The organism is Streptomyces sp. NPDC037054, assembly GCF_055606745.1.
In genome coordinates this window covers 363,660-377,970 of record NZ_JBVJSJ010000008.1, presented here as the reverse complement: position 1 = coordinate 377,970, position 14,311 = coordinate 363,660, and the positions used below count along the sequence as shown (strand labels likewise).

Genomic DNA, 14,311 nt, shown 5'->3' with positions numbered 1-14,311 from the left:
CAAGGAACGGACGCTTCCTTTGTACTCACCCTCTCGGGCTTTCCTCCGGGCGCTTCCCTTCGGTCTTGCGTTTCCGACTCTATCAGATCCTTTTCTCGACCTGACCCCCAGTCAGCGGGGTTTGTCTTCCCGGCCGTTGGGCCGTTCCGACGTCTCAAACCTTAGCGGACTCTCTCCGTGATTCCCAAATCGAGGTGACCGGGTCGCGGAGTCCTCACGTCGAATTGAATTCGGGCACGCCGAAATCAATCCCCGGGAGGAAGATCGTGCTGATGGTTTGGGTGCCGCTGTGCGGCGAGAGTGTCACCGAAGAACCGTTACGGCTCTGTGGCAACCCGAAGAACCTTACGGATCGCGGAGGGGGCTGTCAAGTGACGTCCCGGGGCCCGCCGGTCAGGATGTTCAGTCCAGGTCCGTGAGCCGGCCGCCGGCGTCCGGCTGGGCGTGCTCCACCCTGCGCAGCAGGCGGGTGAGGACCTCACCGAGGGCCGTGCGCTCGTCCGGGGAGAGGTCCTGAAGCAGGTCCTCCTCGAAGACCGTGGCGAGGCGCATCGCCTCCAGCCACTTCTCACGGCCCTCCTGGGTGAGCTCCACGATGACGCGCACGCGGTTCGACTCGTCCCGTTCCCTGGTGACGAGGCCCTCGGTGACCATGCGGTCGATCCGGTGCGTCATGGCGGCCGGCGTGAGGCCGAGCCGCTTGGCGAGGTCACCGGGACCGAGCCGGTAGGGGGCGCCGGACAGGACGAGCGCCTTCAGCACCTCCCACTCGGCGTTGCTGATGCCGAGCTCGGCGGTCTGGCGGCCGTAGGCGACGTTCATCCGGCGGTTCAGGCGGGAGAGCGCCGAGACGATCTTCTCGACCTGGGGGTCGAGGTCCTGGAACTCGCGCTGGTAGGCGGCGATCTGTTCTTCGAGGGTCGGCTCGCTGAGGCCGGAGGTGTCGCCCATGGGCGGCAGTATCGCACGGCATCACTTTGCCTTGAAGTCCTTCGATGTGTACTCTTTAGCTTCGAACTTTAGTTTTGAAGTCTTCACTCCTAACTACTTGAGAGAGGTGAACGTGACCAGGGGCATGGGCGCAGCGATGCGCCGGATCCACGTGGGCAACGCACTCAGCGCGTTCGGGCTCGGCTTCACCGTCCCGTATCTGTACGTCTATGTGGCGCAGGTGCGGGGTCTTGGTGCTGTCACGGCCGGTCTCGTCCTGGCCGTCTTCGCCGTGGCCGCGCTGATCGTGCTGCCGTTCGCCGGGCGGGCCATCGTCCGGCGGGGCCCGCTGCCGGTGCTGCTCGTCGCCCTGGTCACCGCCGCGGTCGGCGCGCTGAGCCTCGGGCTGGCGGGCTCGGCGGCCACCGTGCTGCTGTCCGCCGCCGCGCTCGGGGCCGGGCAGGCCGTCATGCAGCCGGCGCTGGCGACGATGATCGTGGACTGTTCCAGTGCGGAGACGCGGTCGCGGGCGTTCGCGACGCAGTTCTTCCTGCAGAACCTGGGGCTGGGCGTCGGCGGGCTCATCGGTGGTCATCTGGTCGACACGAGCAGCGCCGCGTCGTTCACGCTGCTGTTCGGGATCGAGGCGGCGATGTTCCTGCTGCTGGTCGTGGTGATGGTGACGGTGCGGATGCCGCACTCGCCGCGGATCGAGGGGGCGCCCGCGGCCGGCCGGGGCAGTTGGAAGGCGCTGCTCGGCAACCGCGCGATGGTGCAGCTGTGTGTGCTGGGCTTCGTGCTGTTCTTCGCGTGCTACGGGCAGTTCGAGTCGGGTCTGAGCGCGTACGGCGTGGAGGCCGCGGGGATCTCGACGTCCGCGCTGGGGACGGCCCTGGCGGCGAACACGCTGATGATCGTGGTCGCGCAGTTCGCCGTGCTGAAGTTCGTCGAGCGGCGCCGCCGGTCCCGTGTGATCGCGGCGGTCGGTCTGATCTGGGCGGTCGCGTGGGCGGTCGCCGGGTACGCCGGGCTCGGCGACGGCAGCCAGGCGATGGCGACGGCGGCGTTCATCTCGACGTACGCGCTGTTCGGGCTGGGTGAGGCGATGCTGTCGCCGACGCTCGCGCCGCTGGTCGCCGACCTGGCGCCGGCCGGGCTCGCCGGGCAGTACAACTCCGCGTTCGCCCTGGTGAAGCAGCTCGCGCTGGCCGTGGGTCCGGCGGTGGGCGGGCCGCTGGGGGCCTCGCTGCACGCGCCGTACATCGTGATGTTCCTGCTGTTCTCGCTGGGGATCACGGTGCTCGCGGTGCGGCTGGGGCGGGAGCTGACCGCTGGGCAGGACCAGCCGTGGCCGGGCAAGAGCCGTGTCGTCGCCCGGGGTGGGGCGTCGGCGGAGCCGGCGGTCGCGGACGCCCGAGGCGCGTGATGCCCGAGACGCGTGATGCCCGAGGCGGGTGATGTGCCCGAGGCGCGTGATGCCGTGAGGCGGAACTCGTGGGCGGGATGCGTGGGCCGGGGTGCGGGGGTGCGGGGGTGCGGGGGTCGGGACTCCGTAGAGGGCCGGTCGTCACCTTCGGGTGGCGGCCGGCCCTTTTGGCCTCCGGTCCGGCGTTCAGCGTTTCGCCGTGGCGAGGTGGGACGTGAAGGGGACGGTCGCCGAGCCGTCGGGCGCGGTGTGCTCGGCGAGCCGGTCGGCGATCTCGCGGCCCGCGCGGGCGAAGAACCCGTCGCCGAGTTGGTCGGCGAGCCGCTGGCCCCAGGGCACCGACGCGAGCTGGCCCGTGGCGTACTCGGCGAGCGGGGGCAGGGTGACGCCGAAGGTCACCTCACGCGTCGCCACGTCCTGGAAGCCGGCCGACTCCAGGGCCGCGGTGAGGCGCTCGGGGGTGCAGGAGAAGGCGGCGGCGATGGAGTCGGCGAGTTCTTGGCCGCCGTGCTCCCTGAGGGCCTCGTACTGGGCGGCGAGGTACGGGGACCGGTCGCGCGGCGCCCAGACGGTGGCCGCGAATCGTCCGCCCGGACGGGTGACGCGGGCCGCTTCGCGCATGGCCGCGTCGAGGTCGGGGAAGAACTGGACGCCCTGCTGGCACACCACCGCGTCGAAGGCGGCGTCGGCGTAGGGGATCCGGTCCGCGGGGGCGGCGGCGAACTCGATGTCGGGGTACTGGCGGGGGTGGTGGGCAGCGGCCACCTCGAGCATGCCCTCGTTGAGGTCGGTGCCGCAGACGTGGCCGGTGGGGCCGACGTGCGCGGCGGCGATGCGGGCGACGAAGCCGGTGCCGCAGGCGAGGTCGAGGACGGTTTCGCCGGGGCAGAGATCCACGGTGTCCAGGAGTGCGGTCACGAAGGGCGCCATGATCGGCGCGGCGTACTGCTCGTAGCGCTCGGCGGCGCTGCCGGTGGGATGAAAGCCCGATGCGTCTGCCATGTGGTGCTCCTAGCACCGGTGGGCGCGTTCGCCTAGGTGGCGCGCGGAGGGGAGGCGTCCGGTGTGGCCGGTTCCGGCTGGTTGTCCCTCTCTCGCGGCTGGATCTCCCCTGTCCTGCGGATCCTCCGGTGTCCTCCGGATCCTCCGTCCCTTCTTCCCGAGTCGCTTCTCCCGCGCGTGTTCAGCCCGTGCCGCTCGGCAGGGCGAACTCGCACCAGACGGCCTTGCCGCCGCCGGGCGTTCGCCGGCTGCCCCAGTTGGAGGCGATGGTGGCGACGATGGCGATGCCCCGGCCGGTCTCGTCGCCGGGTTCGGCGCGGCGGCGGCGCGGCAGGTGGTCGTCGCCGTCGGTGACCTCGACGATGAGGCGGCGGTCGGTGCGGCGCAGTCGCAGCCGCATGGGGGGCGTGCCGTGCTGGAGGGAGTTGGCGACGAGTTCGCTGGCGGCCAGGACTCCCAGGTCGTGCAGGTCGGTGGGGAAGCGCCAGCTGGTCAGCACGCCGGAGGCGAAGGCACGCGCGCGTGGGGCGGCCTCGACGCCGCCGAGCAGGTCGAGCGCGGCGTTGCGGAAGAGGTCGCTGTCGGGGCCGGTGCGGGCGGGGTGCTGGAGGACGAGGACGGCCACGTCGTCGTCGTGGTCGGCGGTGACGCCCGCGGAGCGGACCAGGCGGTCGCAGACGACCTGGGGTGTGCCGGTCGCGCCGGCGAGGGCGCGCTCCAGGGCGGCGATGCCCTCGTCCAGGTCTTCGTTGCGCCGCTCGACCAGGCCGTCGGTGTAGAGGACGGCCGTCGAGCCGGCGCCGAGGGGGATCGAGCCGGAGGTGTGCATCCAGCCGCCGGTGCCGAGCGGCGGGCCGGTCGGTTCGTCGGCGCGCCGCACGGAGCCGTTCTCGTCGCGTACCAGGATCGGCAGGTGGCCCGCCGAGGCGTACACGAGCCGTCCCTCGGTGGGGTCGTGGACCGCGTACGCGCACGTGGCGATCTGGTTGGCGTCGATCTCGGTGGCGAGGCCGTCGAGGAGCTGGAGGACCTCGTGCGGGGGCAGGTCGAGGCGGGCGTAGGCGCGGACGGCGGTGCGGAGCTGGCCCATGACGGCGGCGGCGCGGACGCCTCTGCCCATGACGTCGCCGATGACGAGGGCGGTGCGGCCGCCGCCGAGGGTGATGACGTCGTACCAGTCGCCGCCGACCGCGGCCTCGGTGCCGCCGGGGTGGTAAGTGGCGGCGATGCGCAGGTCGTCGGGTTCTTCGAGGTCCTGCGGGAGCAGGGAGCGCTGGAGGGTGACGGCGGTTTCGCGCTGGCGGCGTTCGCTCGCCCGGAGGCGTTCGGCCGCTTCCGCGTGGTCGGTGACGTCGGTGGCGAAGACGAGGACGCCGTGGCCGGAGGAGCATTCGGTGACGGGCGTGCAGGTGAAGGTGTAGGAGCGGCCGTCGGGGGCCTTGCGGGACTTGACGGTGCGGGGCTTGCTGCTGCGCAGGACCTGGTCGAGGAGGGGCAGCAGGCCGAGTTCGTCCAGCTCCGGGAGGGCTTCGCGCGCGGGGGCGCCGAGCGGGCGGGCGCCGAAGGCCGCGGTGTAGGCGTCGTTGACGTAGGCGATGCGGTGGTCGGGGCCGTGCAGGAGGGCGACGAGGGCCGGGACGCGGTCGAGGACGCCGCGGACGGGCAGTTCGTCGACGGCGGGCACGCCGGGAGCGCCGTCGGTGAGCCGTTCGGCGCGGGCGGCGGGGACGGCGCTTTCTCCCCGCCGGTCCGGGGAGAGCGGGTGTTCGGTCCGCGCGGCAGCGCGGCGCTGTGTTCCGGGGAGCCGGGCGCTCCAGCGCGTGAAGTTCACGAATCCTTGCCTCGTGTCGTCGTCGGCGGCCGGCACCGGAACCGGCCGGGGCCCGGGGGCCGCGCGGGGCGGGCGGCGGCGCGCCCACGGTGGTGGACCAGTCTGGCAGTGTGCCGACCGGTGCCGACATCCGTCAGACGCCGGGCCGCCCGGAGGAGTTCCTGGCTCCGGTCAGGACGACCCCTTCGGGTTCCGCGGGGGGTCTTGAGAAGGCTTTCCACCGGCCGCGAGTTCGAACTCCGCTCGGGGGTGTTCGAGTGAACCCAGGGAGACGATTTCCCTCTTGAAGAGTCCGGACAGCGTCCATTCGGCCAGTACGCGCGCTTTGCGGTTGACGGTGGGGATCCGGCTGAGGTGGTAGGCGCGGTGCATGAACCAGGCCGGGTAGCCCTTCAGTTTGCGGCCGTAGACGTGCGCGACGCCCTTGTGCAGGCCCAGGGAGGCGACCGAGCCGGCGTACGTGTGGGCGTACGTCTCCAGGGGTTCGCCGCGCAGTGAGTGGACGATGTTGTCGCCGAGGAGCTTGGCCTGGCGCACGGCGTGCTGGGCGTTGGGGGCGCAGGGGGTGCCGGGTTCGCGTGCGGTGATGTCGGGGACGGCGGCGGCGTCTCCGGCGGCCCACGCGTGCGTGACGCCCTCGACGGCCAGCTCGGCGGTGCACTTGAGGCGGCCTCGTTCGGTCAGCGGGAGGTCGGTGGCGGCGAGGACCGGGTGGGGTTTGACGCCCGCCGTCCAGACCACCGTGCGGGTGGGGAAGCGGGCACCGTCGCTGAGGACGGCGACGCGGTCGGCGCAGGAGGTGAGGCGGGTGTCGAGGCGTACGTCGATGTTGCGGCGGCGCAGTTCGGTGACGGTGTAGCGGCCCATGTCCTCGCCGACCTCGGGCAGGATGCGGTCCGTGGCCTCGACGAGGATCCACTTCATGTCGTCGCGGGTGACGTTGTGGTAGTGCCGGGCGGCGTAGCGCGCCATGTCCTCCAGTTCGCCGAGCGCCTCGACGCCCGCGTAGCCGCCGCCGACGAAGACGAAGGTGAGGGCGGCGTCGCGGACCGCGGGGTCGCGGGTGGAGGAGGCGATGTCCATCTGCTCGATGACGTGGTTGCGCAGTCCGATGGCCTCCTCGACGGTCTTGAAGCCGATGCCGTGGTCGGCGAGGCCGGGGATCGGCAGGGCGCGGGAGACGGAGCCGGGCGCGAGGACGAGTTCGTCGTAGGTCAGGCGGCGGGCGCCGGCGCCCTCCTCCTCGGTGGCGAGGGTGGTGATGGTGGCGGTGCGCGCGGTGTGGTCGATGCTCTGGGCCTCGCCGATGATGACGCGGCACTGGTCGAGGACGCGGCGCAGCGGTACGACGACGTGCCGGGGGGAGATGGAGCCGGCGGCCGCCTCGGGGAGGAAGGGCTGGTACGTCATGTACGGGTCCGGCGTGACGACCGTGATCTCGGCCTGGCCCTCCCGCAGTTCCCGCTTCAGCTTCCGCTGGAGCCGCAGGGCCGTGTACATCCCGACGTAGCCGCCGCCGACAACGAGAATGCGCGCAGGTTCCTTCACCATCCCATGACGCACCCGTCGCTTGCGTTTGTCCACAGCCTCGGCGATTTGTGTGACCGGGAGTCCGTGGGTCGAGCGGTTGGCCGATTTGCCCGCGCTCCGTGAAGGCGTGCAGGTCAGGCCGGGTGAACGGGGGTGTGACCGGGGGGACATACGGGGTGTATACGGCCCGTACTCCGATCGGGGGGCGCTCCGTGCGGAACCTCCCCCTTCTGAATTGACTCCCTCTCAACTATGTTCGTGTGTCGACGGGGTGTAGGGGGATGCGCTCCTCGGGTCCGCGACGGGCGGACGCGAGTGAACCGGGCCTTTTCCACTGGCCCCGGCTTTCGATGGCGGGGAGAGTCTCCGGGGGGAGACGTCATTACCGGGGGAATGCGTATGCATGTGCAGGATTCTCATTGGTCGTCCGCGATGGCGGCGGGTGGCGCGGTGAGTGCCGCGGCGGCCGACGGACGTGCGGACGCGGCGCGGACCACACCGCTGCGGGTGGACGCACAGCGCAATCTGGAACATGTTCTGCGCGCGGCGCGCGAGGTCTTCGGCGAGCTGGGCTACGGCGCGCCGATGGAGGACGTGGCGCGACGCGCGCGGGTCGGCGTCGGCACGGTGTACCGGCGTTTTCCGAGCAAGGACGTGCTGGTCCGGCGGATAGCCGAGGAGGAGACCTCGCGCCTCACCGACCAGGCGCGGGCGGCGCTCGGCCAGGAGGACGAGCCGTGGTCGGCGCTGTCCCGTTTCCTGCGGACGTCGGTGGCGTCGGGTGCCGGGCGGCTGCTGCCGCCGCAGGTGCTGCGGGTCGGTGTGGCGGAGGAGCAGGCAGAGGGGGGCGTGGCCGACCCGGCGCGGGTGCCGCACCAGCGGACGCAGCCGGGCGCGGGTGAGCTGCGGCTGGTTCCGGAGGAGCCGGTGGCGGCGGAGGACGACGCGGGGGCGGCGGCGCTGCTGGAGGTCGTGGGCCGGCTCGTGGAGCGGGCGCGTGCGGCGGGCGAGCTGCGGTCGGACGTGTCGGTCTCGGACGTCCTGCTGGTGATCGCGACGGCGGCGCCCTCGCTGCCGGACCCCGCGCAGCAGGCGGCGGCGTCGGCGCGGCTGCTCGACATCCTGTTGGAGGGCCTGCGCTCCCGCGCGTAAGCCGTCCCGGCATTCCACACATCCCGCCCATACCGGGCGTCGCATCTCAACGGGCGGTCCACGCAAGCCGGTTGATCGGCCTCTTTAGCACGACAACCACCCCCGACGGGCGGTAAACCCGCTCGGAGGGGCGGATGTCGGTACCGCAGGGTCCTGGCCAAAGGCTGGTATGGCACTCTGAGCCGTGTTCAGGAGTGATCGGTCGGGCGGCGGGGGCGTTCCGCGATGAGCGTTGACGAGCAGGACGAGTCACTCGGTGACGGCGGTGCGGGCCGGGAGGCCTCGCCGCAGGTGCCGAGTCAGGGGGGACGCGCGGGAGCGTCGCACAGCGGCGACGCCGCGGAGAGCGGCGTGCCCGCGCAGCGGGACTGGCGCGAGGACAGCGTCCTGCCGCCGCCGCGGGAGACGGCGCCGTCCGACGCCGAGCTGATCGAACGGATGCGCTCGGGCGACGACACGGCCTACGAGGAGTTGTACCGGCGCCACGCGGAAGCGGTACGCCGGTACGCCCGTACCTGCTGCCGCGACGCCCACACCGCCGACGACCTCACGGCCGAGGTGTTCGCCCGCGTGCTCCAGGCGGTGCGCGGCGGATCGGGCCCGGAGCACGCCGTACGCGCGTACCTGCTCACGAGCGTGCGCCGGGTGGCCGCGGGCTGGACGCAGTCGGCGAAGCGGGAGCAGCTCGTCGACGACTTCGCGGTGTTCGCCACGCAGGCGTCCCGCTCCTCCGAGGTGTCGGACGACGACACGCTGGACCTGGGCGCCGACGTGCGGGCCATGCACGAGGCCGAGCAGTCGATGGCCATGCAGGCGTTCCGGTCGCTGCCCGAGCGGTGGCAGGCCGTGCTGTGGCACACGGAGATCGAGGACGAGTCGCCGAGCGACGTGGCCACGCTGTTCGGCCTGGACGCCAACGGCACGCGCGTGCTCGCCAGCCGCGCCCGCGAGGGCCTGAAGCAGGCCTACCTCCAGGCCCACGTCAGCGCCACGCTCACCGACGACGAGGAGTGCGCGCGCTACGCCGACCAGCTCGGCACGTACGCGCGTGGCCGGCTGCGCACGCGGGCCGAGCGGGGTCTGCGCAAGCATCTGGAGGAGTGCGCCAAGTGCCGCCTGGCGGCAGTCCAGATCGAGGAAGTGGCCAGCGGCATCCCGGCCGTCGTCCCGGTCGCCGTCATCGGCTGGTTCGGCGCCGCGGGTTACGCCAAGGTCGCCGGGCTCGTCGCCGGCGGAGCGGGCGCGGGCGCCGCCGGTGCGGCGGGCGCGGCGGCCGCGGCGAGCGGCGGCTCGTCCGGCGGAGCCGGCGGAGCCGGCGGAGCCGGCGGAGCCGGCGCGGGCGGCGCGGCCTCCGAGGGCCTGGGTGCCCCGGTCAAGGCGGGCATCGCGGCCGGTGTGGTCGCGGTGGCGGCGGCAGTGGTGGCCATGGCGCTGGTGGGTGACGAACAGCCCGCGGAGAAGCCCAAGGCCAAGCCCCCGGCGTCGGCCCCGGCGGCCCAGCCGAAGGAGCCGACGCCCGCACCCCCCACCCCGAAGCCGGCGCCCCCGCAGCCGGTGGCGGCTCCCAAGCCGACGCCCACCCCGACCCCGACCCCGACGCCCACACCCACCCCGAAGCCGACCCCGACCCCCACACCGACGCCCACGCCGACCCCGACGCCCACACCCACCCCGACCCCGCCGCCACCGCCGCCCCCCGCGCCCACCACGTACCAGTGGAGCGAGCTGCGCTACGACACCACCGGTGACGGCACGGGACCGGAGATGCGGATGGCGGACAGCAGCTGGGTCTGGCAGCGCCAGGGCCTCTCGATCGCCGGCCGGCAGTACGCGCACGGCGTGACGGTGCAGGGCAGCTCGTCGGTCACGATCGACCTCAACCGCTCGTGCACGACGTACGACGCGATGGCCGGCGTGGACGACATGACGATGAAGCTCGGCAAGGTCTACTTCGCGGTCTACGGCGACGGCGTCCAGCTGTGGAAGTCGGACCGCGTCAAGGGCGGGGACCCGGCGGTCCCGGTGCACGTGAACATCGCGGGCGTCGACACCATCCGCCTGGTGGTGGAGCCGCACAACCACCTGGACAACATGGCGCTGGCGGACTGGGCCGAGTCGAAGTTCGTGTGCTCCTGAGGGAAGCTCGCGGCACCGCTGGGGGCTGTGCGGCCGCCGACCGTTACCGGGCGATCCCGGCGGCCCCTCGTCCCCCGGTCCCCAACGCGCCCCGCTGCGGGGCGATCCCGGCCGGCACGGCCCGCTGCCGTGCCGGCGTCCCCGTCCAGCACGTCCCCCGCCGCGCCAGCAGCCGCCGCAGCCACAGCTCCAGGGACACGAGGTCCGCGAGTCCGTCCAGGGGCAGCGCCTCCCCCGCGGCGGCGCCCCGCACGGCCTTGCGCACGACCCGGGCCTCGACCAGCCCGGCCTCCGCGAGCAGCGGCGTGTCGAACAGCTCCACGAGCGAGTCCGCGGCGACCCTGAGGCCCGTGCGCGCGGCAGCCGCGGCCGTCGCGAAGCTCGGCGCGCCCCACCCGGCCGGCAACTCCGTCACCCCGGCGCCCTCCAGCACGGTCCGCAGGATCGACGCCCGCGCGCCCGGCTGCACGCGCAGCGCCTCGGGCAGCGCACGGCACGCGCGCACCACCTGGTTGTCGAGGAACGGCGTGTGCAGTCGCTGCGAGCGGATCTCCGCCGCCTGCTCCAGGATCCGCAGGTCCGCCGCGTACCGGGCCAGCGCCGCCCGCGCCCGGTAGTCGCCCGGCCGCTGCCCGGGGCCCACTCCCGACCGGTTCGTCGACGCCTGGAGACGAACCGATACTTCGGCCAGCGCCTCCCCGGTCAGCCAGCGTGCGGCCGGCCCCGGTCTGCCCCAGCTGAGCGCGGCGAGCGAGGCTCCGACGGCGCCGCCGGGCTCGTCGAACCGGCGCCGCATGAGGCTCTCGGCGAGCGCGTCGACCCCGGCCCGGTACGGCGTGCGGGCCAGCCGTCGCGCGGCCGCGTACACGCGCGCGGGGACGAGCACGGACCCGTCCGCCTTCGTCAACGCGGCGACGGGGCGCACGAGATGGCGCCGCTTGCGGTCCATCAGCAGGTCGGCGAGGCGCGCGGGGTGCGCGTCGAGGACCTGGCGCGCGCCGTACCCGGTGAAGTGGTCGGCGCTGCCGGCAGCGAGGCGCGCCCGGTGCCGGGCGGCGGTCACCAGGCTGGGCCCGGGTTCGTCGGTGAGCGGCCCGTCCAGGTCGAGGTACGGCAGGGTCTCCTCCCCGCCGGTCACCACCACGTGGTGCAGGCGCGGGTTGGCCGCGAGGGCGCCGGCCCGCTCCAGTTCGGCCTCGCGCCCGTCGACGGTGAGGTCGTTGAAGGTGACGGCCAGCAGCCGCTCCCCGGCGCCCGTGCCGTGTCCGAGGACGGTCCCCGGCATGCCGGGCAGCCCGGCGGCGAGCAGAGCGAGCGTGCCGGAGGCGGGCCCGCCGGACAGGTCGGCGCCGATGCCGGCGACCGGCATGCCGCGCGCGGCGCGCCGCTCGGCGGGCCCCATGCCGGGCACGGGGCCGGGATCGATGTCGGCGCCCGGGACGTGCCGGGGCGCGGACAGCCGGGTGCGGACGGCTTCGACGAGCGCGTCGCGGACGGCGTCCACAGCGCTGTCGGCGTCGGTGGGCGGCGCCGCGACGGCGAGGGAGGCGACGGGCTCGTACCCGGCGATCTCACGCGCCCCGGCGCGCAGGATCAGCGCGTGCCCCGGCGGAATGCGCCGCACTCCGTCGTACGGCGTGGAGTCGTGCAGCGCGGCGGGCACGTCGGGGGCGGCGAGCAGTGCGGCGAGGTGCCCGAAGTCGAGGTTGGCCTCGATGAGGTCGGCGAGCGGCAGCGCGGCGGTCGCGTACGCCGTGCCGCCGGACCAGGGGGTGTAGAACACCGGCCTGGCGCCCGCGAGGTCGCCGCAGACGGTGACGCGGCGGCCGACCTGGACGATGGCCGTGTAGCTGCCGGACCAGGCCGTCAGATGGCGAAGTGCCCCGCCGCGCGCGGCGAACAGCCCGACGCGCAGTTGCTCGTCGGAGGCGCCGCAGGTGCCGAGGACGGCGACGCGGGTCTGGTGGTCGGCCTCGACGACGCGCACTTCGTCGGGCCGCCAGTCGCCGACGGCCCACAGGGGATCGGGGTCCCCCCACAGGAGTTGGGAACCCACCGGGTGGACGGTCTCGCCGTCGGTTCCGGCACCGACGGCCGGGCCCGCGGAGCCGGCCCCGGCGGCTCCCGCGGCGGTGCTGCTCCATCCCACCAACCACCGCATCGACGCCTCCACAGGCTGTGGACAACCAGTGCACCGCATGAACTGGCTCACCATGCTGCCATGAAGGAGGCGTCACAGAGCGGCGGCGGAGCCGCGGAAGCACTCCGCGGGTCGCCGCGCGCGGAACTCACCGGTCCCGGACCGCGGTTCGCGTCTGTCTTTTGCAACGTCTGCACGGGCGGCGCGAATGCGCCCCGTTTTGCGCCCCAATAACTCCCTTCGCGCCCCTCAAGTCCCGTGGTAAACAGGCTAATTGACCCGGTCGCCGAGGGTCGACTTTCGGCCAAATCGGCGCGGCGCCGCGCGACACGCGCACGCTTCGTGCAGGCTCTGCGCACAGCACGACGGGCGCGCAGTCCGGGAGGCGCAGCACGCCCCCCGGACCGTTCCGCCGCCCGCGGGGATGTAGGCGGCGGTGTCCCCCAGCCCGCTGGACCCAGTACAGCGGGCCGACCCACGCGAAACCCATGGAATCGCTCCCGCGGTGGCCGGAGTAGAGCGCACGGACGGGCGCACGGCCACACGCCGGGAGCACGCGACAACGAGCCGTCCCCGGCCCGTACTTCAGTACGGACCACAATCCCGCCATCCGGAACTACGCCCCTTAACGCTTGGGATGCGGCGAACTACGCTGGGTTTACGAATGCCGCGTGGGTATGCCAGCGCGGCAGCCGTCTGTGTCGAGGGGTGGCGCATGTCCAGGGAGCAACGCGGGCCGAACGAAAAACTCGGCACCGTTCTCGCCCTCGCGGGAATCTCGAACGCGGGCCTCGCCCGACGCGTCAACGACCTTGGCGCGCAACGGGGCCTGACTCTTCGCTACGACAAGACGTCGGTGGCGCGCTGGGTGTCGAAGGGCATGGTGCCGCAGGGCGCCGCGCCGCACCTGATCGCCGCCGCCATCGGCCAGAAGCTCGGCCGGCCGGTGCCGCTCCACGAGATCGGGCTCGCCGACGCCGACCCCGCGCCCGAAGTGGGCCTCGCCTTCCCGCGCGACGTCGGACAGGCGGTGCGGTCCGCGACGGAGCTCTACCGTCTCGACCTCGCCGGCCGCCGCGCCGGCTCGGGCGGCATCTGGCAGTCGCTGGCGGGCTCGTTCGCCGTCAGCGCGTACGCCACACCGGCCTCACGGTGGCTCATAACCCCGGCCGACAGTTCGGTCGCACGGGACGCCAACCCGGCCGAGGGCTCCGGCGCACCGATAAAAGTCGGCCACAGCGACGTCCGGAAACTGCGCGAAGCCGCCGAGGACGCCAGGCGCTGGGACTCCAAGTACGGGGGCGGCGACTGGCGTTCGTCCATGGTGCCCGAGTGCTTACGGGTCGAGGCCGCGCCCCTGCTGCTCGGCTCCTACTCCGACGAGGTCGGCCGGGCCCTGTTCGGCGCGAGCGCGGAACTGACCCGCCTGGCGGGCTGGATGGCGTTCGACACCGGCCAGCAGGAGGCCGCCCAGCGCTACTACATCCAGGCCCTGCGCCTCGCGCGGGCCGCCGCCGATGTCCCCCTCGGGGGGTACGTCCTGGCGTCCATGTCCCTCCAGGCCACCTACCGCGGCTTCGGCGACGAGGGAGTCGACCTCGCCCAGGCCGCACTGGAACGCAACCGCGGCCTCGCCACGGCACGCACCATGAGCTTCTTCCACCTCATCGAGGCACGCGCGCACGCACGCGCGGGTGACGCCCACGCCGCCGGCGGCGCCCTCAAGGCGGCCGAGAGCTGGCTGGAGCGGGCCCGCCCCGGCGACCACGACCCGTCCTGGCTCGGCTTCTACTCCTACGACCGGTTCGCCGCGGACGCCGCCGAGTGCTACCGCGACCTGAAGGCACCGCGCCAGGTCCGCCGCTTCACCGAGCAGGCGCTGTCGAAGCCGACGGAGGAGTTCGTCCGCTCGCACGGGCTGCGCCTGGTCGTCTCCGCGGTCGCGGAGCTGGAGTCGGGCAATCTGGACGCGGCGTGCGAGCAGGGCGTGCGGGCCGTGGAGGTCGCCGGACGCATCTCGTCGGCCCGCACCACGGAGTACGTCAAGGACCTCCTGCACCGGCTGGAGCCCTACGGCGACGAGCCCCGCGTGGTCGAGCTCCGCGAGCGCGCCAGGCCGCTGCTGATGGCCCCGGCCTGATCGGCGCGCTCAGAGGCCGTCTCC

At 73.4% G+C, this 14,311-nt stretch carries 9 protein-coding genes; 4 read left to right on the top strand and 5 right to left on the bottom strand.

Going from position 1 to position 14,311, the window contains the following annotated elements:
* Positions 1–402 precede the first annotated feature (402 nt).
* On the bottom strand, positions 403–951 hold the full coding sequence (locus tag ACZ7D7_RS21745) for a MarR family winged helix-turn-helix transcriptional regulator (RefSeq protein WP_470826215.1): 549 nt from the start codon (positions 949–951) through the stop codon (positions 403–405).
* Between the two features lie 124 nt (positions 952–1,075).
* Here ACZ7D7_RS21745 and ACZ7D7_RS21740 point away from each other — a divergent pair, with 124 nt between their 5' ends.
* Positions 1,076–2,356: an MFS transporter gene (locus ACZ7D7_RS21740; RefSeq protein ID WP_470826238.1), complete on the top strand. Its 1,281-nt coding sequence runs from the start codon at positions 1,076–1,078 to the stop codon at positions 2,354–2,356.
* Between the two features lie 186 nt (positions 2,357–2,542).
* Here ACZ7D7_RS21740 and ACZ7D7_RS21735 read toward each other — a convergent pair whose 3' ends face one another.
* The 3 genes from ACZ7D7_RS21735 to ACZ7D7_RS21725 form a co-directional block, all read right to left on the bottom strand.
* Complete coding sequence (locus ACZ7D7_RS21735; RefSeq protein WP_470826214.1) at positions 2,543–3,358, bottom strand: class I SAM-dependent methyltransferase; 816 nt, start codon at positions 3,356–3,358, stop codon at positions 2,543–2,545.
* Between the two features lie 181 nt (positions 3,359–3,539).
* Positions 3,540–5,189, bottom strand: a complete 1,650-nt coding sequence (locus ACZ7D7_RS21730) for an ATP-binding SpoIIE family protein phosphatase (RefSeq protein ID WP_470826213.1) — start codon at positions 5,187–5,189, stop codon at positions 3,540–3,542.
* Positions 5,190–5,360: 171 nt separating this feature from the next.
* Positions 5,361–6,740 (bottom strand): NAD(P)/FAD-dependent oxidoreductase, encoded by a 1,380-nt coding sequence (locus ACZ7D7_RS21725; RefSeq protein WP_470826212.1) that lies wholly within the window; start codon positions 6,738–6,740, stop codon positions 5,361–5,363.
* 378 nt (positions 6,741–7,118) lie between these two features.
* On the opposite strand from ACZ7D7_RS21725, the gene ACZ7D7_RS21720 reads away from it, so the two are divergent.
* Both ACZ7D7_RS21720 and ACZ7D7_RS21715 read left to right on the top strand, forming a co-directional pair.
* Positions 7,119–7,871, top strand: a complete 753-nt coding sequence (locus ACZ7D7_RS21720) for a TetR/AcrR family transcriptional regulator (protein WP_470826210.1) — start codon at positions 7,119–7,121, stop codon at positions 7,869–7,871.
* Between the two features lie 225 nt (positions 7,872–8,096).
* Positions 8,097–10,007: a sigma-70 family RNA polymerase sigma factor gene (locus ACZ7D7_RS21715; protein ID WP_470826209.1), complete on the top strand. Its 1,911-nt coding sequence runs from the start codon at positions 8,097–8,099 to the stop codon at positions 10,005–10,007.
* Positions 10,008–10,050: 43 nt separating this feature from the next.
* On the opposite strand, the gene ACZ7D7_RS21710 is transcribed toward ACZ7D7_RS21715, so the two are convergent.
* Entirely contained in the window at positions 10,051–12,168 is a 2,118-nt protein-coding gene (locus ACZ7D7_RS21710; protein ID WP_470826208.1) for an asparagine synthase-related protein, read from the bottom strand.
* A 694-nt stretch (positions 12,169–12,862) separates the two neighbouring features.
* Here ACZ7D7_RS21710 and ACZ7D7_RS21705 point away from each other — a divergent pair.
* A complete protein-coding gene (locus ACZ7D7_RS21705; protein ID WP_470826207.1) occupies positions 12,863–14,287 on the top strand; it encodes an MFS transporter in 1,425 nt (474 codons plus the stop codon).
* Positions 14,288–14,311: the final 24 nt, after the last annotated feature.